This is a genomic window from Streptomyces sp. NPDC111802 (genome assembly GCF_055634335.1).
Genome location: NZ_JBVKCZ010000002.1, coordinates 15,988 through 38,847 on the forward strand (window position 1 = coordinate 15,988; position 22,860 = coordinate 38,847).

Here is a 22,860-nt window from a genome sequence, read left to right on the forward strand (position 1 = left end):
GGAACGAGGGGGCGCATGTCAGTTCCCTTCGGAAAGTCCGTCCAGCAAAATCGCCGCGTTTCGGCGGACGTGGTCCACGGGGTCGCTGTCCCGCAGTTCCCCTACCAGTTCGACCAGACCGGGTTGCGGAAAGTACCCCGTGGCGATGACCACGGCCTGGCGAACCCCGGCATCGGGATCACTCACGACGTTTCGGAACTCCTCCACGACACGTTCCGCGTCCTGCTCCCCGGCGGAGAGTGCCACGGCGTAGACCAGCCTCAGCTTCTCGTCCCGGGCGTCCGCCCCGCGTAGCGCGTCCAGCGCCTCATCGATCGACCAGATGTCGCAGTCCTGGCGGATGTGCCGAGCCACTTCTTCGCTGCCGGGTCCCCGCAGGGTGAAGTACCGGGTGCCGATGGGCTGGTCGTCGACCTGGTGGATCTCGGTCTTGCGGTCCAGCGTGACCCAGGTGTCGACGTGTGCTCCGCCCTCCGGAATCCGGGCCCGCTGCAGAATCCACCCACGCTGCATGGACACGAAGTCAACGTCATCCGACGTGAAACCGGGCTTGATGACCAATCGCTCAATAAAATCCGTCATATGGCACCTCTCCTCATTCAAGTCCGTAGAACCTTAGCAGGAACTCACGGATCATCTGACGCGCCTTCTGTTTGGCGTCGTCCTCACTGTCGAACTCGATGTCCTCCAGCTTCATTCTGGCCAGCAGCCATTGCTCCGCCAATTCACCTTCACGCTTTTTCAGCTCATCACGCTTCGCCTTAGTGCTCTTCAGTCCTGTCGTCTGCCCTCCAACCTCTTCCTGTTCATTTCCCTGCGCTGCCGCGGACGCCCCCAACATGGACATGGGGAACCGGCCGCGGTCACCGAGCCGCACTCCCTCGTACTCGGCGAACGCCTGATGCGGCGTCAGGCCGCCTCGTTCAGGGCCGTAGCTGAGCAGATCGGCTGTCATGGCGGCGTACGCCAAGTTGGTCGGATTGCGGTGGGACTCCCGGACGAACATCAACCAGTGGGCATTCCGCACCAATTCAGCCTGAGCATCCGTGAAGCCTTCGGGCGCCTTTCCCTCAAGAACGTAGGTACGAAGACCGAGGGCGAAACGCGGACCAGACAGGCCGACACTCCTCAGACTTTCCTCGGGCATCCGGCGGCTTACGCTTTCGGGGTCCAACTCCTTCCCCTCAGGGAGATGCTGGTATTTACCGATCCCCTGCGTGATCAGATTGGTCAAGCCCCACTTCTGTTTCTGCTCCTTCACCCTTTCCTGGTTCTCACCTACGTCATAGAGCTCCATCTTTCCCGTGCCGACCTTGTAGGGACCGGCGCGAAGCTCATCTTCGCCAGGCCTCGATACGTCCAGTTCTTCACCACGGTCGAGGAGATACCGCACGGCTGCTGGAATATCCCCACCGTTGATCTGCAACGCCTCGTCGATTCCCTGACGGTCGGCGGATTCCTGAGCCTCGTGCTTCTGCCGGCGCAATTCACGTGCACGCTCGAGAACTTCCTCGCGATCGAGCAGCTCGTTGGTGACTTCCCGGATGATCGGCCGGATCTCCGGACCGGAAAGCTGGTAGCCGTCCTCTGCCTTTCCGCTCGGGTTCAGCGTGGCCACGACCTGGAAGGCATGGGGGCCGTTCTTCGTGAGGCTCGTCAAGCGGTACCAGGCCCGCATGCCGCCGAGCGCGGCGTCCAGGACACGCTCCTGAACCGGCCTTCGCAGCAGACCACCGATCTTCGGGCGGATGCGCGCGATGATCTTCTCAAGCCGCGCGTCCTTGGACTCCTTGGAGTCCCCTTCCTTCTTCCGTCGATCCTTCTTCTGCTGCTTCTCCTTCTTGGGGTCCCGATCCTTGGGCTTCCCGTCCTCGTGCCTGTCGCGCTTCGGCTTCCCCGGCCCCTTGCCCTCGTGTTTGGGCTTGCGCTGCTTGCCGTCCTCGTCCTTCTTCTTCGGCTTGCCGGGCCTGTCGCCGTCCTTGTCCTTGGGCTTGGACTTGGGCTTGGGCTTGGTCTTGTCGCGACCCGGGTCCCTGTCCGCGTCGGGCTTGCGCTTGCCCGGGGCGTCCTGGTCGGAGGACTTCGGCTTGGCCGGGGACTTGTCGTCCCTCGGCTTGGACGCGGTCGTGTCCTTGTCGTCCCTCGGCTTGTCCGGGCCCTTGCCGTCGGTGTCCTTCGGCTTCGCGGATGGTTCGGGCTTCGGCTTGGCCGGGGGCTCTGCCTTCGGCTTCGGCTTGGTCGTCGGGGTCGGCCTGGTGTCCGGCTTCTCGTCCGCGTCCTTCGGCTTGCCGTTCTTGTCCTTGCTCGTCGCGGGCGTGGGCCTCTTGGTGTCCGCGCCCGGTGTCCGGGGACTGTCGGGTGTGCCGTTCTTGCCCTGCCCCGGCCTGGGTGCCGTCGCGGTCGTCGGCCGGCCGGGCGTCCCCGGCTTCTTCGCGGGGTCCTCCTGAGTCGGCTTCCTGTCTCCCCGCTTGTCGTCCGAGCCGTCCGCCCCCGACCCCTTGCCCTTGCCCTTACCGCCCAGCTTCGCCGCCAGGTCCTTGAAGCGGCGGCCCACCTTCGCCACGTACTTGCCGATGCCGCTGATCAGCGCCTCGTAGGCCAGTTCGAGCAGGGCGACGATGCCCGCCGCGACCGCCTTGGCGAAGAGGATGCCGGCGCCGCCGCTGCGGACTGCCTTGAGCCAGTCGAGGACGGCGCCCATCGCGCGCAGGATCTCCCCGAGGGCACCGATGGCCGTGCGGATCGCGTCGATCACCGCCATCACCCAGCCCGCGCCCGGAATCAGCTTGGCGATGACCTTGGTGATGACGATCTCGCCGATGATCAGGGGGAGTTGGGGGACTATCGCGTCCCATGCCTCCTTGACGATCTGTTCCAGGGCGATGCCGCCCTTGATCAGCTTGTCGAGGATGGCCTTCGGTATGCCGATGATCTCCTGGATCTTGGACTGGAACCATTCCTTGACGGCCGACTTGACCTCGCGGAACAGGTGGTTCTTCGCGCCGTCCACCGCGGAGTTCTTCGCCCCGCTCAGCCAGCCACCGGGGTCGGAGAGGAAGTCGACCGCGATGAGCATGAACTCACCGAGCGCGCTCAGCATGCGCGACGCGAACTGCAGGACCGCCTTGACCGCGTCCACGATCGCCTTGACCACGTCCAGGAGCGCCTTCTTCAGGACGTCCAGGATGCTGCTCAGGAGTTTGCCGATGGCGTTGAGCAGGTCGCCGATCGCCTTCTTCAGCGCCTCGGCCAGACGGTTGACGAGGGCTATCGCCGCCGCGATCAGGTCGGTGATGAACTTGCGGATGCGGGCCGCCAGTTCGATCACCGCCCGGACCATGGCGACGGCGAACTCGATCAGGTCCTTGATGAGGTTCTTGATCGCCTCGACGATGCCCTTGCGCGCCTCGTTGATCCAGCGCTCGACCGTTTCCTTGAAGTTCTTGATGAAGCCGACGACCGCGTCCCGCGCCGCCCGGATGACACGGACGATCGCGTTCTTGATCTCGATGACCTTCTGCTTGATCCAGTCGAAGGCCTTGGTGATCCAGTTGCCGGAGTCCTCGACGGCGCCGTCGCGCTGCTTCTCCGCGTCGCGCTCCGCCTTGTCGCTCTCGTCCTGGATCTTCTTGTCGCTGCCCTCCTTCTCCTTCTCGACGTTGTCGTCGGTCTTCTTCTCCTGGTCCTCGACGTCCTTGCGGACCTTGTCGTGCCGCTCCGTCTTCTTGTCGCCGAGGCTCTTGAGCTCCTCGTCCTGCTCCTTGCGCCAGCCCTCGCGCTGAGCGGTGACGTCGCCCATCGCCTTCTCGCGCTCACCGGCCTGCGTCTCGGTGTTGGTCGCGATCTCGGCGTCGACCTGCCGCTTGTGCTTGGCCTGTGAGTCCCGGAAGTCGCGGTCCTTGGCCTGCCGCCCCTCGGACATGGACTTCTGGCCGTCGCTGAACGCCGCCTGGAACTGAGGCCCCTGCTCGTGCTCGGCGACCTCCGAGGCCGCCTCCGGCGGTACGGCGCCGGTCGCGCCGCCACCCCCGACCGAGGCGCCCTCGCCGCCCTGCGCCCCCGGTACCTGAGCGCTCAACTCCTCCTTGGGGGCGTTGGGATAGACCTGGTCCTCGCCCATGCCGCGACCGGAGTCGTCGCGGGCCGTGGACACCGTCTCCTGCCCCTTGGCGTCGACATGGCCGTCCTGCTCGCCGGCCGTCTGCTCCGCCGAGCCCTTCATCTCCACGCCCGGCGCGTTGCCCGCCTGTGCCTGCTTGAGCGCCTCGTCCTTCGTGGGCAGCCCGGCGAACTTGGCGGCCAGCTCCTGCGCGTCCACCTCGAAGCCGAGCCAGCTCGCGACCTTGCCGATGCCGAAGCCGAGGGCCATCTTGAAGGTGTCCCAGCCGCCGGGCTCCTCGGCCCGCTCCGCCTCGATCTGGCCCTCGGGCTCCTTGGCGCCCTTGACCTCGGCGTTCTCCTGCTCCGGTGCCTGAGCTTCCTGCGGCTTGTCCTGCGAGTACTCGGCGGGGGCGTCTGTCTTCGGCTTGCCCTGCAAGGTCTGCGGCGCGCCCGCCGGACGTTGCATCGACGGGGGCGCTGCGGCCAGCTCCTTGTGTTCGTCGCCGACCGAGCGGTCCACCGCACCGCCGACCCCGCCCATCGCCTGAAGTGCCTTGTGCGGCTTGAGCTTCGACGCCGTCGACAGTCCGGCCTCCGGGGAGACCCCGGCGAGGTTCGGCACCGGAGCCGAATCCTTCTTGCCCTTGCCGCGCGCCGGAGCGGCCCCACTGCCGCCACCGCCACCGGCTCCACCGGCCCCGCCACCGCCGCCGCCCCGCGAGCCTCCGCCCGATGCCGACTTCGGCGCCGGCGCGCTCTCCGCCTCGGCCTTCGGCCCGGAGGCCGAGGCGGCCGCGGAGGCCGCCTTCGCCGACGCCGCCGGCTCCGACTTCGCGGCGGGCGCGGGTGCGGAAGCGGCCTTCGCCGAGGCGGCCGGGGACTCCGTACGGCCACTGCCTTCGCCACGCGGCTCCTGTGCCGGTGGCTCACTCGCCGACTCGGCGCCGGACGCGCCCGAAGTACCCGAGGATCCCGAGGCACCCGAGGCACCAGGTGCCGTAGCGCCACCGCCCACCTCGGACATGTCCTGCGGTGCCGCTGAGCCGGCCGCCTCCTGGGAACCCTGGGTCCCCTGTGCACCGGCCTCGGCCGAGCCGCCGCCCCCGGCCCGCTCGCCTCCCGTGGAGCCGCCCGCCGTCTCCTTCGCCCCGGCGTCGCCCTGCGCCGACCGGCCCCCCGTGGCCTGCTGGGACTCCTTCTCCGGGGCGGCGCCCGAGTTGTCCCCGGCCGCGGCGGTCCCCTTCTCCTCCTTGGCCGCCGGCTCCTTGGCGTCGCCGCCGCCCTCGGACTTGCTCTCCTGCCTGCCCGGTGCTTCCTGCACCGTGGTCTGCGCGGCGACGGGGCCGGCCTTGGGGTCGTCGCCCTTCTTGGGGTCGCGGGTGCCCGTGGACGGCGCGGCGGCCCGGTCCAGCCCGAGGCCGCCGAGCCCGGTGCCGCTGTCGGGGCCGCCCTCGGTCTCCGGGACGGACGACTCCGGCCCCATGACGACGTCGGCCGGCTCCTCCTCCGGCTCCGCCGCCTCGTCCTCGGCGTCCTCCGCCTCCCGTTCGGCCTGCACCTGCTCGGCCCTCGTCGGGGGCGGCGCCGGGAAGGACGGGGCGCTTTGGGCGGCCGCGGGCGCCGACGGGTCCAGCTCGTCCGCGGTCGGTACGGCGGACACGTCGAGGTCCTGCTGCGGTACGAAGTCCTCCGGCTGGAGCTTGACGTCCCAGGCGCTCGGCTCCTCTCCCCCGACCTCGACCTCCGACTCGCTGCCGGACCCGAACGGGTCCTCGTCGGTCTCCTCCTCCGGGGCGAGGTCCTGGTTGCGCTTGCCGTCCAGGGTGCTGACCCTGCCGGGCAGTTGGGCGTCCTTGCCGGCCGCCGTCGGCGAACCGGCCGGCTTCTGCTGCCCCTTCCTGTCCTGCTGCTTCAGCTGCCGTCCGGCCGCGGCGGCCTCGGCCGCGCCCGGGCGGTTCTTCGCCGCGGACTCCTCCTTGCTCGCGGCGGCCGCGTCCTTGTGCTCGGTCTGCTCCTGGCCGCCCTTGTCCTTCTCCTTGCCGGAGCCCCCGGACTTCTCCCTGGCGGCCGAGTCCGTGGGCCCCCGGCCCGACGCCGAGTCGCCGGACCCGCTCTCGCCCTGCCGCCGGCCCCCGCCGGAAGCCGCCGAGGAGGACGCGGACTCCCCCTCACGAGCCGCGGCCCCACCCGATGCCGGACCCTCCGCCGCCCCGGTTCCCTTCCCGGCCGGCGCCTCCCGCTCCGGTGCCCTGCCGGGCGCACCCCCGCCCTCGGGCGTGGTTCCGTGCTCCCGCGTCCCGCCGTTCTGCGGAGTGCTGCCGATCCCGCCTTCCTCGACGGTCTGGTCCTTCTCCGGCCCAGGCGCGAGACGGGGCCGGTCCTCCTCCGCCCGCCGCTCCTCAGCGGTCCGTACGGCGTTCTCGCGCTCGGTGCGCACTTCCTCGGCGGTGTCGGGCTCCAGATCGGGGGCATCGTGCGCCTCCCGCTCCAGGCCGTCCTCGGCGTGGTCGTCGTACGCCTCGATCTCCTCGACCAGATCGAGGACCCGGTCGTGCTCCGAACCGAGCAGCCGGTTCTCCAGCCGGACGAGGACACCGTCGAGCAACTCCTCGGGCAGCCGGGCGAGTTGCTTGCGGGTGCGCTGGGAGAGGTCCTCGGGGTCGCCGCGCAGGGAGCGGACGACCGAGTTGGCGAGGCGGTCCACGAGGGTCGCCGGGTCGATCGCCTCGCTGCGGCCCCGGTCGGCGTCGACCGTGGCGTACCGCAGCCAGCCCGGCGTGGCCTGCCCCTGCTCGACGTCGGCCTGCTCGGCGCCCTCGGTCTCCTGCTGCGCCACGAGCTCCCGTGCCGCGGCCTCCGCCTCCCGCTCGATCGCCTGCTGCGGCAGGCTGACCGCGCCCAGCTCCCGTCCCGCCCGCAGCGTGCCGAGGCCGTGCGGGTTCTGAACGGTGTGCAGCAGCTCGTGGGCGAGGAGGCGCCGACCCTCGTCGGTTCCGGGCTTGAAGGCGCCCTCGGCGAAGAAGACGTCCTGGCCGACGGCGACCGCGTCCGCGCCGAGGAGGTCGGTCAGCTGCCCGGCGTCGCGGTCGGTGTGCAGGCGTACGCGGCTGAGGTCGTGGCCGAGCCGCTCCTCCAACTCCCGCCGCACGCCGGGGTCGAGAGGCTGTCCCGCGCCGCTGACGATGTCCTTCGGCTCCGGCGTACGGGACTTGGCGGCGCGCTCCTTGCGCTTCTTGCGGCGCTGTTCGGCGGCCTGCTCGGCGCGGGCGTCCTGGGCCTGGGAACTCATCGCGTCACCTCCCCGTGGCCGCTGAGCCCTTCGTGCACCGCGCGGGCCAGCTCCTGGCCGAGACGGCGGGCGGACAGGCCGGCGGGCAGGGGCGGCAGAACGGAGAGGGTGTCGGCGGTCAGGGCGCCGTCGGCCGCCAACGGCACGCCGTGGACGCGGATCAGGCGGGTCAGCTCGCGCTCGAAGGCGTCCGTCACCCGCTCGGGGTCGACACGGAAGCCGTTCAGGGCGAGTTCGCCGATCTCCACCCGGATCTCGCGGGGACCCCCGTCCTCGGAGTTCACACCCATCCCCGCACCTCCCCCGGAGTCAGGGACCGCTCCAGCTTCTGGTACTCGGTACGGGCCGCCGCCAGCATGTGCCGCATCTGCAGGCGGTCGCCCTCCTCGGCGGCGAGGAACGCCCCGGACAGCGCGATGTTGCGGATCGAGCCGCCCGCGACGGTGAGTTGGGCCAGCAGGCCCGGGTCGATGTCCTTGACCGGGGCCCGCGACGGCAGCACCCGCCGCCAGATCTCGGCGCGTTCGTGCTCGGCCGGGAAGGGGAAGTCGACGACGAAGCGGATGCGTCGCAGAAAGGCGGTGTCGAGGGCCTTCTTCATGTTGGTGGTGAGGATGGCGAGGCCGCGGTAGGCCTCCATGCGCATCAGCAGATAGCTCACTTCGAGGTTGGCGTACCGGTCGTGACTGTCCTTGACCTCGCTGCGCTTGCCGAACAGGGCGTCGGCCTCGTCGAACAGCAGCAGCGCGCCGCCGCGTTCGGCGGCGTCGAAGACACGGCGGAGGTTCTTCTCGGTCTCGCCGATGTACTTGCTGACGACCTGGGAGAGGTCGACGATGAACAGGTCGAGGCCGAGTTCCTTGGCCATGACCTCGGCGGCGAGTGTCTTGCCGGTGCCGGAGCCGCCCGCGAACAGCGCGGTGACGCCGAGGCCGCGGCGCAGGGTGCCGGCGAATCCCCACTCCTGGTGGACGGTCGCCCGCTGCCGTACATGGGCGACGATCTCGCGCAGGACCCCGGTCTGCCGGTCGTGGAGGACCAGGTCGCCCCAGCCCGCCTCCGGTTCGATACGGCGGCCCAGCTCGTCCATGCCGATCCGGGCCTCCTCCAGGCCGGCCCGCCAGGCGAGTTGGGCGGCGTCGAGGTCCTCGTACGGCAGCCTGCGGCGTACGGTCGCGGCGGCGGACCGTATGACATGCGGCGGCAGCTGGAACTGGGCGACCAGGGAGCGCAGTTCACCGTCGTCGAGGTCGGCGATCGGTTGGATCGCCCGGGCCCACAGCTCGACCTGCTCCTCGTCGTCGAGGCGGGGCACGGCGACCCGTGTGCCGTGCGGGCGGTCCGTGCGCAGCGGGTCCTCGCTGGAGACGACGACCGGTACGGCGGCCCCGGCCAGGAACGCCTCGGTCGCCGCCCGCTGGTCGCGGTCCAGATCGCCGACCTCGACCAGCAGCGCGGCGGGCAGCAGGATGGCCTCGCGCTGCCAGAGCCGGGCGAGCCGGTCGCGTTCGGCGGGGTCGGTGGGCATGTCCTCGGCACCCAGGGCGTACAGCCCCAGCCCGGACCGGGCGGCGGCCGCGGCACCGATGTCGGCCCGGCTGCGCAGGTCGCCGCCGGTCACTTCGACGAGCAGCGGCGCGTCGGGGCTGGCCCCGGTCGTCCAGCCCTCGGCGACCCGGCTCGCGGCCAGGTCGTACGACGGCGGCAGTTGCTCCGGCACCGGCGTGCGACGCAGGCGGCCGTGCAGCCGGGCGTCCAGGTAGGGCGAGCCCAGCAGGAAGTGCAGGATCCGCTCGTCGAGCCGTAGCCGGGAGGTCGTCAGCCGGGACTCGTCGTCGAGTTCGACGATCCGCCAGCGGCGCAGCGGCGCGACGGGTGTGAGCGCGCTCCAGTGGGGCTCGGCGAGGGCGGCCAGGGCGAGCGAGAACGTCGGGTACGCCCGCTGGGGATCACCGCAGGCGGCGGCGCAGCGGGCCGCGGTGGTGGGGTCCAGCTCGTCGGCGGCGGTGAGGAGGATCAGGTCGCGTTCGAAGGGGGTGAGGCCGAAGCAGCTGACGAGGGCGTCGAGGGGGGCGGTGCCCGGGGCGGCGACGGGCGCCGGGCTCGCGGAGCCGGTGGTGCTCGGTACGGCCGCCTCCGGGCCGGTGGCCTCCGCGGCTCCGGCGGCGTGGGCGTCGATCCGGGTCAGGACGCGCCGGATCTCCGCGGTCAGCGTGACGCCGGCGTCCGGTCCGCCCGCCGTGCCCGAAGTACCCGCCGTGCCCGGCTCGTTCGTTCCCATTCCCCTACCTCCCCCCGTCGCTTCCACTTCGTCTCAGCCCTCCGTGCCCTTACGTGGCTCCGGCTGCGCCGACTTGCTCGCGCGGGCGGTCCTGCGGGCCCGTGCCGGAGCCTTGGGGGCGGTCTTGGCCGGGGCTTTCGCGACCTTCTTGGCGCCACCGGCCGATTCGGGCTCCTCGACCGCCTTCTTCTCAACGCCCGTCGGCGATGGCTCAGTTGACGGTTCGTCGATTTTCGGCTCGCGCCCCGGAGGGACCGGCGCTCCCGGTGCCCCGAACGGCAGCACCCGCACCTCCGGCCGCTCCACCGGCTTCGCCGGCGCGGGCTGCTCACGGCCGTCGATGAGGACCAGGGTCGCCTGGTAGACCACCGACAGCGAGTACGGCGTCTGGTAGAGCATCCCCCAGAGCTTCGACGTCTCGTCGATGTCCATCACCGTGGGCGTGAACCGCACCCGCTGCGCGGCCTCCGCCAGGTCGCTGCCCGCCAGGTGCGGGAGTTGGCCGGTCTCCTCGATGACGTCCTTCGGCAGCACCGGTATCTCGTGCAGGGTCCGTACCACGGAGCCGATCAGCCGCTGCCCGACCAGTGTCGTCTCGTCGCCGTACGCGCTGATGAGGTAGTGCAGATCCAGCGCGGCGACCGGCCGCTTGACCAGCGTGCCGTCGGACGCCCGGGTGGGCAGGTCGTTGTTGCGCAGCGCGGTGTTGGGCGTGACCTGGTAAAGGAACACGTTGATGGTGGGGTAGTCCGGCGGCTCCGTCGGCGGCCGGTGCGGCTCCACCTTCACGGCCTCGTCGAACTCCGGGCCCACGTTGGACGCGAGCAGCAGGGCGAGGGCCTGGGTGACATGGGCGATGGCGAGTGCGTTGCTCATGGCGTCGGTTCCTCGGTTCCTCGGTCCGTCTCGTCGTCCTGCCGGCCGCGCCGCAGGCCCTCGTCCTGCCGAAGCAGCTCCATGTCACTCCCGCCCTCGCGCCAGATACTCCGCGAGGCTCAAGGCCGCGCCCGGCCGCCCGGTCGACGGCGTCCGCTGCCGTGGCCCGCCGGACGGCGACGCTCCCGCCGTCACCTCCAGCCGCCCGATCTGCACCTGGACCACCTGCTCGGGCGCCCGCGCGGGACGCCGGGCGGCGGCCTGTCGTACGGCGTCGCGGGCCGCCGCCGTGTCCGCGGCGCTGGGCCGCAGGGGGGTCGACACGGCGGCGGGGGTAGCGGCGTCCGTCCCCGGGGGGATGGGCACGGACGCCGCGCTCTGGGTGGCGCCCCGCTCCGGGCGCCCTCGACCCGCCGCCCACCGCACGGCGTCCGGTGCCGGCCGGGGTCCGGGCGCGACCGGCGCGACGGGACGCAGCAGCGGCGCCTCGGGCAGCGTCCTCCCGGTGGGCCGGGGCGCCGGTTCGGCCGGGGTGTGTTCGGTGCGTACGACCGTCCGCTCCCGTTCGGTGTGCGAGCGGGCGGCGGGCGCGGCCGGACGCGGCGCCGGAACCTGCCGCACGTCCGACGGCTTGGCCGCGGGCCACAGCAGGTCGGAGCCGTCGTCGGGTTCCGGCGCGGTGCTCCGTACGGCCTCGATCCGCTCGAACGGGCCGGGCAGCCGGGGCCGTACCTTCACCACGCCCGGGCGCGGACCGGCGGCGGCCGGGGCGTGCCGGGCGATCAGCCGGTCGAGGAAGTCGGGCACCGGCGCCCCGTCGGTGTCAGACATCCGCACACAGCTCCAGGTAGTAGCGGCGCCGCAGCGGGCTGAGCGCCAGGATCTCCGGCTCGCTCCAGCCGTACGACGTGGCGAGCAGATGGACGTCGAGCAGCAGATCCCTCGCCCAGGCGTCCAGTTCGGTCCACAGGTAGGAGGCGATGTCCAGCTCGGCCCGGGTGGCCTCGCCGCACTCGGGGCAGGCGATGTTGAGCGTCACGTCGGCGCCCGGGTCGCCGGCCTCCACGGCCTCGGCGATCCGGCGCTGGACCGGGGCGGGCAGATGCTCGGCGGGTACGGCCGTCCCGGCGCGCTCCGCCGAGACGACACAGCGCGCGAGCAGGGCGGCACGCGGGTCCGCGGTCCGGGCCGCCGCCGTCAGGTCGGCGACCCCGGGCAGCCGGAACTCCACGTCCCAGCCGTCCTGCTCGACCCGCACCACGGAGTCACCCGGTCCGCCGAGCGACCGCGCGAACTGCCCGGCGTCCAGGTCGAACTCCATGTCCTCCCCGCACGCCGAGCAGGCCAGCCGTACCTGCATCCGCTCCCCGAACAGGGCCCGGCGCAGCGCGAACAGGTCGGCCTCGCGCGACCCCACCGGCAGCACCGGCAGGGTCGCGGCGTCGACGTCCGGGCGGGCCGTGCGGTGCAGCAGCAGGGCGCGCCCCGTCGGTGCCTCGGCGAGGCCCGCCTCCCAGGTGGCCAGCAGCTCGGCCGCCCCGGTGATCGCCATCTCGTTGTCCCCCCCTCAACTACCCACTGCTCAAGCTGGGTTGAGGAACGACGGCTCCTCCGGCTCGGGCACCTCGTAGTCCCGCTCCCAGCCCTCGCACTCGAGCTTCAGCGACTGGATGGCCACCGCGTTGGCGTTGGCGTCCAGCTCGCCGAGGACCTGGTACTCGCTCGGCCAGGTCCGGTACAGCTTGTGCGAGACGGCGACCTGGCCGGCCTCGTTGAGGACCTGGATGACGATGTCCTTGCGGAAGTCGGCGAGGGACACCTCGGAGCCGAGGCCCGCGCCGACCTGCCAGACCTTGTTGGCCCAGCGGTCGAACTCGGGGTCGTGGGTGACGCCGCGCTCCAGGGTGATGCCCTCGAACTCGGAGCGACCGGGAGACTTGCGGGGAGAGGACGGGTCGCCTCCGTGCCGGTGCTTGACGACTTCCGTCGTCCGCTTGAGCGGACTGATCTTGCTGATGCCCGCGACCGTCCGACCGTCCCACAGGACCAGGAACTTGAAGTTCTTGTAGGGGTCGAAGCGATGCGCGTTGACCGTGAACTCAGCCATCGGATTCCTTCAGTTCTCCACGATTCCCCGCGCCTAGAGCGCGAACTGCCCGGACGTCTGCTGGATTTTGACGATCACGAACTCCGCCGGCCGGACCGGTGCGATGCCGACGAGGACGTTGACGATGCCGTTCTCGATGTCCTCGGTCGTCGTCGTGTCGCTGTCGCACTTGACGAAGTACGCCTCGCGCGGGGTGCCGCCCTTGAAGGCGCCCTGGCGGAAGAGGGTGTGCAGATACGAGGAGGCGGCGAGCCGGATCTGCTGCCACAGGTTCTCGTCGTTGGGCTCGAACACCACCCACTGCAGGCCGCGCTGGAGGCTCTCCTCGACGTGCAGCGCGAGCCGCCGGACGGGGACGTACTTCCACTCGCTGTCGAGCGCGTCCGATCCCTCCAGCGTGCGCGCGCCCCACACGACCGGCCCGGTGACCGGGAAGGTGCGCAGGCAGTTGACGCCGAGCGGGTTGAGCAGACCGGTCTCACGGTCGGTCAGGTTGACGGTGAGCGAGTGCACGCCCGCGAGCCGCGCCTCGGTGCCGGCGGGGGCCTTCCACACGCCGCGCTCGGAGTCGGTGCGGGCGATGACACCGGCGACCGCGCCGGACGGCGGGAAGGAGCGAAGCCGGCCCGTGAGCGGGTCGGTGAGCTGCAGGTGCGGGAAGTACAGGCCCGCGTGGTTGCCGCGCACGGCGTCGAAGGCGGCGAGCCCGGCACGTGCGGTGTCGACATTCGCCCAGGTGCTCGGCGCGTCGACCAGCAGGAAGATCCGCCGCTCGGCGCACAGCCGCTGGGCGGCCGAGATGACCGTGAGGGCGTCCTCGGTCTTCTCGTACGCCGCGAGCTCGGGCAGCGCCAGCAGGTTGACGTCGGCGACGCCGCGCAGCGCCTGGATGCCGGTCTTGTCGCCCTCGCTGCCGATCAGGTCGCGCGGGCCGGGCGCCTCGCCGTCCTCGCCGCCCTCCAGCGGGAAGACCGGCGGGTTGACGGAGGCCTCCAGACCGAGGTCGTTGGCGCACTCGCCGAGGAAGCGGACGACGTCCTCGGGGTCGGTGGAGCCGGCGACGACCTGGATACGGCGGCCGAAGGCGGTGACCTCGGCACCGGCGTAGGCCTGCTTGCCGGGCGCGTCGGGCAGCGCGCGCAGCTTGCGCTCCAGGAGCAGCGCCAACTCGGCGACGCTGCACGGGGCTTCGCCGTCGCAGTCGGGGTCGTAGAGCGTGAACTCGCGCTCCACCTCGCCGATCTTGACGGTCAGGTCGACGGCCAGGTTCGGGAGTTCGTCGCCGAAGGGCTTGGAGACGGTGCCCGACGGGTCGGGGCGGCCCTCGCCGACGACCTCGACGCGGATCAGCTTCGAGGCCGCGTTGATCACGGTCTGCGCGTAGCGGCCGTTCGCGGGGTCCATGGACAGCCCGGTGAAGCTCTCCCGGGCGTCGCCCTTGGCGTCGTAGACCCTCAGGTTGAAGGTTTCGTCGGGGCACGGTGTGTCGTGGTCGACGGCGACGCGCAGGCCGTTGCCCCAGACGCCGGGTTCCTTGGCGTGCACTTCGAGGACCGGGCCCTCGCTGTGGCCCTCGGTGGACTTGAGGGTGACACAGGCGGCCTTGCCACTGCCGGCCTTGGCGACTCGGACGATCACCGCGACGGTGCCGCCGTTGCCGAAGAACTGGTGGACGGCGTAGCCGACGGCGCTCTGTGCGCTCAGGCCGCCGAAGCGGCGCTCGAACTCCGCGAAGCTGGTGACGCGTACCGGCTCGTTGAGCGGACCGCGTCGGGTGTGGCCCACAAAGGCGGTCACGGACGTGGTCAAGGTCGAGATCGTACGGGTGCTGCTGGGAAGCTCTTCGACGTAGACGCCGGGATACGTCGGCTTGGCGGCGCTCACCGCGCTCATCGGCTTTCCCCCTCCTTATCCCTGTCTCGGGCACCGGGACATGGGCACCAAGAGATGGCAGGGAGAAGTGCCGGACGGGCGCACGAAGAGCCCCCATGAATCAAGGGCGGCGGTCGGCGCACCGCATCAGTTTCCCCCGTCAGTACCCGGACTTGTCGGTCCGTCCGGGCCAAGCAACGCGCTTGTGACTCCTGATGCTCAAGTGCTCAACCCACCTTGGTGCGTTCGAAGTTGACCGAGCAAGGCGCCTTCAGGCCACCCCGGGAGGGGGTTTGGTGAAGGCGCCCTCCCGGCATCCGCACATCACGCCTGCGCGCCCCGGCCAGGTGGTTCACAGATTCTGCACACCGGTTGCCGCCGGGGGACGCCGGACGGGCCTCGGCCCGTGAGGAACGCCCAAACAACCGCCGTTCGACTGGTCGTACGTACGTGCGACCTCCCCGAGTCGTACACAACCGTCCGTGGCCGGTTTTCCGGGGGTGACCCGAACCCGCCCTCACGGAGACCGCCACTGAGGGGTCGCCCGAACTGCGACGGCCATGTCTTGACATACGACGGAGACGATTCGTAGCTTGGCCGATCATTTAGAGGTGTGAAGTGAGCTCACGCACATGAACAAATGGTCGGCGAAACTCATCGACCACGACCTGAAGGCGGTCCACGCATGAGCTCCACCGACGGCACCCGGATCCGGGAGCTGATCGTCACCCCGATCGCCTTCCGCGACCCGCCCCTGCTCAACTCCAACGGCGTCCACGAGCCGCTCGCCCTGCGCGTCGTCCTCCAACTCGTCCTGGAGGACGGCACGGTGGGCCTCGGCGAGTCCCCGGGCGGCGTCACCCGCCTGGAGCGACTGCGGGCAGCCGCGAAGGTGGTCGTCGGCATGGACGTGTTCGACACGACGGCCGTCACTTCCGCGATCGACGCCGCGCTGCTGCCCACCGTGCCCAGCTCCCACGAGCGCGGCTGGACCACCTCGGCGGTGGAGGTCGCCTGCCTCGACGCCCAGGGCAGACTGCTCGGCCGGCCGGTCAGCGATCTGCTCGGCGGCAGGGTCCGGGACTCGGTGCCCTTCGCCGCGTACCTCTTCTACAAGTGGGCGGAGCACCCGGCCCTCGACGGCCACCCGGCGGTCGGCGACGACTGGGGCGAGGCGCTCGACCCCGCCGGGATCGTCGAGCAGGCCCGGCTGATGCGACAGCGCTACGGTTTCCGCTCGTTCAAGCTCAAGGGCGGCGTCTTCCCGCCCGACGAGGAGATCGCGGCGATCAGGGCGCTGGCGGAGGCCTTCCCCGATCAGCCGTTGCGCCTGGACCCCAACTCGGCCTGGACGGTGGATACTTCGCGGTACGTGGCGCGCGAGCTGGACGGCGTACTGGAGTATCTGGAGGACCCGACCGCGACCATCCCCGGCATGGCCGAAGTCGCGAAGGACGCGCCGCTCCCCCTTGCCACCAACATGTGTGTGATCGCCTGGGAGCACCTGAAGCCGGCGATCGAGCAGAACGCGATCCAGGTGCTCCTGACCGACCACCACTACTGGGGCGGACTGCGCCGCACCCGTGAACTGGCCGCCGTCTGCGAGGCGTTCGGAATCGCACTGTCGATGCACTCCAACTCGCACCTGGGCATCAGCCTCGCGGCCATGACCCATGTGGCGGCGGCCCTCCCCCACCTGGACCACTCCTGCGACACGCACTACCCGTGGAACTCGGCCGACGACGTGATCGTCCCCGGCGTCCTGCAACTTCGCGACGGGGCGGTCGAGGTCCCCACGGGACCCGGCCTGGGCGTACAACTCGACCATGACGCGCTCGACCGGCTGCACCGGCTGTACGTCGACTCGGGAATACGCTCCCGTGACGACACCGGGTACATGCGGCGGATCCATCCCGAGTACGAACTCCGGCTGCCACGCTGGTGACCCGGGGCCGGTGAACTCGACGCCGGGCCGGAGTGTTCCTGCTGGACCTGGACCCGCACACAACACGGACACCGAGGTGATGAGGGTGAGCGCAGACGGGTCGACGGCCGTGCTGGTGACCGGTGGCAGCGGGTTCGTCGGCAGTCATCTGGTGAAGCGGCTGCTGGAGCGCGGCCACCGGGTGCACGCCACCGTACGGAGCACCGCGGCCACGGCCAAGGTGCGGCCGCTGCGGGAGATGCAGCAGGCGCTTCCCGGTCAACTGTCGCTGTTCGAGGCGGACTTGCTGGCCGAGGGCTCCTTCGACGAGGCGATGGCCGGGTGCCGGACGGTGTTCCATGTGGCGTCGCCGTTCCGCATGCCGGAGAAGATCAGGGACGGGCGCCGGGAGATGGTCGACCCGGCCCTGTTCGGCACGCGCAATGTGCTGGCGGCCATCGAGCGGACGCCCACGGTGGACAGACTCGTCCTCACCTCCACCGTTGGCGCGATCTTCGGCGATTACGCGGACGTCCTGGAGATGGACGACGGGGTGCTGTCGGAGCGGTACTTCAACACCACCAGCACGGTGGAGAACAATCCGTACCACTACGCGAAGACGGTCGCCGAACGCGCCGCGTGGGACGCGGAGGCCGCGCAGGGGCGTTGGCGCATGGTGTCGGTCAACCCCGGTCTGATCCTGGGCCCTTCCCTCACACCCACCTCGGAGTCGGGCAGCCTGTTCCTGCTCCAGGAGCTGTTCAAGGGCTACTTCTTCTACGGCGCACCGGACTTCAGCTTCACCACGGTGGATGTGCGCGAAGTGGCCGACGCGCACATCGCGGCGGCCGAGCACCCGGACGCGAAGGGCCGTTACATCGTGGCCTCCGAGACCATGACGTCGTTCCACGAGATGTCCCGCATCCTCCGGACCCGATATCCCCGCGACCTACGCCTCCCGCGCACCGCGCTCCCGCACTGGCCGGTACGCGTCCTGGGCCCGGCCTTCGGACTGAGCCAGGATTACATCCGCAAACACCTTGGCATCCGATTCCGGGTGGACAACAGCCGCAGTGTGAGCGAACTGGGCATCACCTACCGCCCGATCGAGCAGACGGTCCTGGACCACTACGCAGCGTGGCGGCGTCGGCGCACCGCGAAGTGAACCGGGCACCCGCGCCGCCCAAGCGTCGAAGGTCACAGAAATGTATCGGACATTTAGCGCCTCAACCTTCACGGGAGGCGCACAAGTTGGTTAGGTTACGGCTCAGGCCGCACGACGACCTCCGGCGAACCCCGCCGGGACGCGCGGCCTCCGCCGAGTCCGGTACGCCCACACAGGGGGTCACCGGAGCCGGGGACCCAACCGAACTCGGGGTGAATCGGCCCAACTGCCTCTCGGGGCAAGGGCCGTAGGGCACACCTTCCGGAACCGACCGCCCGAGCCCTCCCCCAGAGCCTGAACGGCCCGGGGGTACCCCCACCGCTGACTCGGTAGGCGGATCAGGAAGGAGTACGTCGCCCATGGCGCCGGAAGGCACCGCGCGGCCGGGGGCTCTCAGCCTGCCCGGCATGCGCAACTCCGCACTCGCGTCGGCGGCCCTCACCTCGGTGGCCCTGCTCGGCCAGACGGCGGGCGCCACCCCCTCGCTCGCGGACGAGGCGCCCAGCCGCGAAGAGGTCAGCCAACGCGTCGCCTCGCTCTACGACCGGGCAGAGACCGACACGGGAACCTTCAACGCCACCCGCGCGTCGTCGACGGGACCGCGCAAGCGGGCCGCCCGGCCGGCGGACGCCGCCGCGCCCCGCGCCGGCGAGAGCAGGGGCGGCGACCCCGCGCTCGACAGCGTCACCCGGCAGTGGTTCGACGTCGCGCGCGCAAAGCTGGGTCCGACCGTGCAGGCGGCGCTGCCGAGCGACCGGACACCGGACCGGCCCACCCCGCGCCGACCCCCGCGTGCGCTGGAGGGCCTCGACCGGGCGCGGGACTCCTCCGCCCGCCCGGCGCTGGAGCTCACGGCCGCGCCGGCCGCCGAGTCGACGTCCGCTCCGGCCATCGGCACGACTGCCATGCCGGAGCTCACCGCCCCGCCGACCGCCCCGCAGGCCCCGGACGCGGATCTTCAGGCCACCCAGGTCATCCCGCCGGTCCTCGCTCTCCCGTCCGGAAACGCTCCGGACATCGCCCTGGGCACCGCCCCGGACACCGCACCGACGGCCGAGCCGCAGCGGCGCTCCGCACTGCGGGCCACCAAGGTGCAGAACCAGCGCAAGCTGGACCGGGCCCGGGAGTTGCTGTCCATGCACCTCGCGCGGCAGAGCGATCCGCTCACGGCGCCGGTCGCCCTGCCCACCTCCGACGCCTGGAGCGCGACGCCCGACGTGACCCAGCCCTCACCCGAGGCGCAGTGGCAGGCACTGCAAGCCCAGTCGGCCGCCGACCTCACCACGGTCCCACCCGGCGCGACCGCCTGGCCCACGACCGCGCCGGCCCCCATCGAGGACGCCCTCACGATCCCGGTCACTGACCAGACCCTCGGCCCGAGCCCCGCCATCACCTCGACCGGGTCGCAGGACACCCGATCCGTCCGCGCCCTGGAGTTCGCCCGCGCCCAGCTCGGCAAGCCCTGCGTCTGGGGCACGACCGGACCGGAGGCGTACGACGGCCCCGGTCTCACACAGGCCGCCTGGAAGGCCGCCGGCATCACACTCCCCCGCACCGCCCAGGAGCAAGCGACCGCCGGACAGGGAGTCGCCCTGACCCATCTGGAGCCCGGCGATCTGGTGCTCTTTCACGTCGGTCACGTCGGCATCTACTCCGGGAACGGCATGATGATCCACGCCCCGGGCCCGGGGGCCATCATCCGCGAGGAGTCGATCCACTACGCCGGCGAGGCGGCGATCCACAGCGCGATACGCCCCGCCTGAGCGGTCGACCGGCCCTCACCACCCCGTCTCCTTCGAGGCGGGGTGTCTTGCGTTGCGGCTTTGTCGATACGTCCTGACAAACCCATTGACATCCCTTACGGACGGCCGCATAGTACCTGCCACTAGAGCGCTCTAGTGCAGCGCTCCAGTCGGTATCCAACGGGCGGTACCCGTGAACCTCCCCCCACCTGAGACCCGCCCCGACCAGCACAGCGAGGTGCATGGGACATGCGCAGACACCACCGAGCCGCCACCCTGACGGCGGCCGCTCTGGCCACCGCCCTGTTCGCCGCGGGATGCTCCAGCAGCTCCGGCGGGAAGCAGTCCGAGGAAGGCTCCGCGGACGCCTCGGCGGGCAAGGCCACCACTCCCCGGATGACCGTGGCCATGATCACTCACGCGGCCCCGGGCGACACCTTCTGGGACCTGATCCGCAAGGGTGCCGAGGCCGCCGCGGCCAAGGACAACATCAAGCTCGTCTACTCCAGTGACCCGACCGCCGGCAACCAGGCCAACCTGGTGCAGAACGCCATCGACCAGAAGGTCGACGGCATCGCCCTCACCGCCGCCAAGCCGAGCGCCATGAAGGCCGTGGTGGCCAAGGCCACGTCGGCCGGCATCCCGGTCGTCGGCTTCAACGCCGGCCTGGACGACTGGAAGGGCCTCGGCATGCTCGAGTACTTCGGGCAGGACGAGAACATCGCCGGCGAGGCCTTCGGCGAGCGGCTGGGCGAGGTCGGCGCCAAGCACGCCCTCTGTGTCATCCAGGAGCAGGGCCATGTCGCGCTGGAGGCTCGCTGCGCCGGCCTGAAGAAGGGGTTCAAGGGCCGGACGGACATCCTCTACGTCAACGGAACCGACATGCCGTCCGTGAAGTCGACGATCACCGCCAAACTCCAGCAGGACTCCTCCATCGACCAAGTCGTCACGCTCGGCGCCCCGTTCGCGCTGACCGCCGTGCAGTCGGTGTCGGACGCGGGCGGCAACGCCAAGGTCGCGACGTTCGACCTCAACAAGGAGCTGGTGACGGCCGTTCAGGACGGCAAGGTCGAGTTCGCCGTCGACCAGCAGCCCTACCTCCAGGGTTACCTCGCCGTCGACTCGCTGTGGCTGTACAGGACGAACGGCAACTTCAGCGGCGGCGGCACCGCTCCGGTGCTGACCGGGCCCGCCTTCATCACCAAGGACAACGTCGACGCGGTCGCCGAGTTCGCCGCGAAGGGCACGCGCTAGGCGCGTACAGGGACCGGCGGGACCGGCCGCGTTCGCGACGGGGCGCGGCCGGTCTCGCCGCCGTACTGCTGTCAGGCCGGCTCCTGCGGGGCCGGCCCGCTCGTGCCCCGGATGACGAGTTGGGGGTCCAACACGGCCTCGCGCGGCTCGAGTTCCGGGTTGTCCAGTCGTTCCACGGCGTAGCGGACCGCGCGCTCGGCCATGAGGACAGCGTCCTGGCGGACGGTGGTCAGACCGATCGGCATCAGGTGGGAGAGATGACTGTCGTCGTAGCCGACCACGGACATGTCGCGCGGGACGTCCACGCCGGCCCGGGTCAGGGTCATCAACAGGCCCATCGCGCACCGGTCGTTGCCCGCGAGGACCGCCGTGGGCAGGGGCAGTCCCTGGTCGCGTTCCGCCAGCAACAGGCGACCCGTCTCGATACCCGACTCCTCGGTGTGCGCGCCCGGGATCACCCGCAGCTCGGCCTCCAGCCCGTGCCTGCGCATCGCGGCCCGGTAGGCACGCCGCCGCTCGGCCGAGCCGGGGCCGCGTCCGCCGTCGATGTGCACGATCCGGCGATGGCCCAGCTCGACGAGATGCTCCATGGCCTGCCGCAGTCCCTTGCCCTCGGCGCTGTGCACGAAGTCCACATGGGCGCCGGGAGCGCGACGGGCGACCGAGACGGTCGCCGCACGGTGTCCGAGCTCGTCGAGGTAGGCCGGTTCGGCGTCGGGTGCGATCAGGATCAGTCCCTCGCAGCGGTGGCCGAGCAGTGCCTCGATCGCTTTGGCCTCGCTGCGGCCGGGGGTCGTCCCGGAGAGCAGCACGTCGTAGCCGAGCCGCTCTGCCTCCGGGTAGATGCCCGCGATGAGGTCCGTGTGGAAGGTCTGGTGGACGATGAACATCACGCCGAGGGTGCGGCTGCGGCCCCGGGCGAGCAGCCGGGCCGCGTAGTCCGGGCGGTACCCGATCTCGTCGGCCACGCGCAGCACCCGCTCGCGGGTCTCGCCGCTGGCGCCGGGCAGACCTCGGAAGACGATGGAGACGAGCGCCCGGGAGACGCCCGCCTTCGAGGCGACGTCCGTCATCGTGGGCCGCTGACGGCCTGCCGCATCCACCTGTGAACCCACCCTTCGACGCCGTTCACCTTAGCCAGGTCTGGGAAATCTCCCGGCAACAACCTATTGACATGACATTTGGACCAGGGTCATCGTACTCGTACTAGAGCGCGCTAGTAGCGCGCGACAGAAGATGCGTGGACACCACCACTGACGTCCGTCCCCCTCCCCGAAGGACTTGTCATGGCAACGGCGCCAACCTCACTCCGCACCACCGCGGGCAACCTGTGCCTGGGCTCCGCCCCCGACTCATGGGGCGTGTGGTTCCCCGAGGACGACCAGCAGGTCCCGTACACCCGCTTCCTCGACGAGCTCGCCGAGGCAGGGTACGAGTGGCTGGAGCTCGGGCCGTACGGCTACCTCCCCACCGACCCTCGGCGGCTCAAGGAGGAGCTCGACGCGCGCGGCCTCAAGGTCTCCGGCGGCACCGCCTTCGGCGCGCTGCACCGCCCCGAGGCGTGGGACGGGATGCTCGCTCATGTCCGCCGGGTCGCCGAGCTGACGGCCGCCGCCGGCGCCCACCACCTGGTCCTCATCCCGCCCATGTACCGGGACGAGAGGACCGGCGCGTTCACCGAGTCCCCGGTGCTGACCGCCGAGCAGTGGGCGGGCTTCGGCAAGGCCGCCGACCGGCTCGGCCGGTTGCTCCTCGACGACTACGACGTACGCCTCGTCATCCATCCGCACGCCGACAGCCACATCCAGACCCAGCCGGAGATCGAGCGGCTGCTGAACGAGTCGGACCGCCGCTGGACGAACCTCTGCCTGGACACCGGGCATGTCGCCTACGGCGGCGGCGACAACGTCGACCTCATCAGGCGTCTCGGTGAGCGCGTCGGGTACGTCCACATCAAGCAGATGGACCCGGACATCCTCGTCCAGGTCGCGGCGGAGGACCTGTCGTTCGGTGAGGCGGTCAGGCGCGGCGTGTGTGTCTCGCCGCCCGCGGGAGTGCCGAATCCCGCCGATGTCGTGGCCGAACTCGCCCGGCTGGACGCCGAGTTGTTCGTGATGGTCGAGCAGGACCTGTACCCGTGCGCCGCCGAGGTGCCGCTGCCCATCGCCGTGGGTACGCGTGAGCACCTGGCGGGCTGCGGCCTGTCCGGGACGCGACGCCCCGCCCTCAAGACGCCCGATCACCGGTGA

Annotated in this window: 15 protein-coding genes; 5 read left to right on the forward strand and 10 right to left on the reverse strand. The window is 70.9% G+C overall.

Annotated elements, in window-relative coordinates; translation table 11 throughout:
- Positions 1-18: 18 nt before the first annotated feature.
- The 9 genes from ACZ7NC_RS01785 to ACZ7NC_RS01825 all read right to left on the reverse strand — a co-directional run bounded on the left by ACZ7NC_RS01785 (position 19) and on the right by ACZ7NC_RS01825 (position 14,547).
- Positions 19-603: a HEAT repeat domain-containing protein gene (locus ACZ7NC_RS01785; RefSeq protein ID WP_471484007.1), complete on the reverse strand. Its 585-nt coding sequence runs from the start codon at positions 601-603 to the stop codon at positions 19-21.
- The gene (locus ACZ7NC_RS01790; protein ID WP_471484009.1) at positions 596-7,390 is read right to left on the reverse strand and encodes an eCIS core domain-containing protein; all 6,795 of its coding nucleotides are present in this window, start codon (positions 7,388-7,390) and stop codon (positions 596-598) included. The genes ACZ7NC_RS01785 and ACZ7NC_RS01790 overlap by 8 nt, the downstream gene beginning before the upstream one ends.
- Positions 7,387-7,680, reverse strand: coding sequence for a hypothetical protein (locus tag ACZ7NC_RS01795; RefSeq protein ID WP_471484010.1), 294 nt, complete (start codon positions 7,678-7,680; stop codon positions 7,387-7,389). Before ACZ7NC_RS01795 ends, ACZ7NC_RS01790 begins: the two co-directional genes overlap by 4 nt.
- Complete coding sequence (locus ACZ7NC_RS01800; protein WP_471484011.1) at positions 7,671-9,671, reverse strand: ATP-binding protein; 2,001 nt, start codon at positions 9,669-9,671, stop codon at positions 7,671-7,673. The genes ACZ7NC_RS01795 and ACZ7NC_RS01800 overlap by 10 nt, the downstream gene beginning before the upstream one ends.
- Positions 9,672-9,704: 33 nt before the next feature.
- On the reverse strand, positions 9,705-10,547 hold the full coding sequence (locus ACZ7NC_RS01805; protein WP_471484012.1) for a Pvc16 family protein: 843 nt from the start codon (positions 10,545-10,547) through the stop codon (positions 9,705-9,707).
- An 84-nt stretch (positions 10,548-10,631) separates the two neighbouring features.
- On the reverse strand, positions 10,632-11,378 hold the full coding sequence (locus ACZ7NC_RS01810) for a hypothetical protein (RefSeq protein ID WP_471484013.1): 747 nt from the start codon (positions 11,376-11,378) through the stop codon (positions 10,632-10,634).
- Positions 11,371-12,099 carry a T4 family baseplate hub assembly chaperone gene (locus tag ACZ7NC_RS01815; RefSeq protein ID WP_471484015.1) on the reverse strand — a complete coding sequence of 243 codons (729 nt, stop codon included), beginning with the start codon at positions 12,097-12,099 and terminating at the stop codon, positions 11,371-11,373. The genes ACZ7NC_RS01810 and ACZ7NC_RS01815 overlap by 8 nt, the downstream gene beginning before the upstream one ends.
- A 30-nt stretch (positions 12,100-12,129) precedes the next feature.
- On the reverse strand, positions 12,130-12,654 hold the full coding sequence (locus ACZ7NC_RS01820; protein ID WP_004003113.1) for a phage tail protein: 525 nt from the start codon (positions 12,652-12,654) through the stop codon (positions 12,130-12,132).
- 33 nt (positions 12,655-12,687) lie between these two features.
- A complete protein-coding gene (locus ACZ7NC_RS01825; protein WP_471484016.1) occupies positions 12,688-14,547 on the reverse strand; it encodes a phage tail sheath subtilisin-like domain-containing protein in 1,860 nt (619 codons plus the stop codon).
- A gap of 664 nt (positions 14,548-15,211) precedes the next feature.
- On the opposite strand from ACZ7NC_RS01825, the gene ACZ7NC_RS01830 reads away from it, so the two are divergent.
- The 4 genes from ACZ7NC_RS01830 to ACZ7NC_RS01845 all read left to right on the forward strand — a co-directional run bounded on the left by ACZ7NC_RS01830 (position 15,212) and on the right by ACZ7NC_RS01845 (position 20,611).
- On the forward strand, positions 15,212-16,471 hold the full coding sequence (locus tag ACZ7NC_RS01830) for a glucarate dehydratase family protein (RefSeq protein WP_471484018.1): 1,260 nt from the start codon (positions 15,212-15,214) through the stop codon (positions 16,469-16,471).
- A 79-nt stretch (positions 16,472-16,550) separates the two neighbouring features.
- A complete protein-coding gene (locus tag ACZ7NC_RS01835; RefSeq protein ID WP_471484019.1) occupies positions 16,551-17,615 on the forward strand; it encodes an NAD-dependent epimerase/dehydratase family protein in 1,065 nt (354 codons plus the stop codon).
- Positions 17,616-17,974: 359 nt separating this feature from the next.
- Entirely contained in the window at positions 17,975-19,378 is a 1,404-nt protein-coding gene (locus tag ACZ7NC_RS01840; RefSeq protein WP_471484020.1) for a C40 family peptidase, read from the forward strand.
- 228 nt (positions 19,379-19,606) lie between these two features.
- Positions 19,607-20,611 (forward strand): sugar ABC transporter substrate-binding protein, encoded by a 1,005-nt coding sequence (locus ACZ7NC_RS01845; RefSeq protein ID WP_471484021.1) that lies wholly within the window; start codon positions 19,607-19,609, stop codon positions 20,609-20,611.
- Positions 20,612-20,682: 71 nt separating this feature from the next.
- On the opposite strand, the gene ACZ7NC_RS01850 is transcribed toward ACZ7NC_RS01845, so the two are convergent.
- The gene (locus ACZ7NC_RS01850; protein WP_471484023.1) at positions 20,683-21,684 is read right to left on the reverse strand and encodes a LacI family DNA-binding transcriptional regulator; all 1,002 of its coding nucleotides are present in this window, start codon (positions 21,682-21,684) and stop codon (positions 20,683-20,685) included.
- Positions 21,685-21,897: 213 nt separating this feature from the next.
- Between ACZ7NC_RS01850 and ACZ7NC_RS01855 the strand changes: the two genes are divergently transcribed.
- Positions 21,898-22,860 carry a TIM barrel protein gene (locus ACZ7NC_RS01855; protein WP_471484024.1) on the forward strand — a complete coding sequence of 321 codons (963 nt, stop codon included), beginning with the start codon at positions 21,898-21,900 and terminating at the stop codon, positions 22,858-22,860.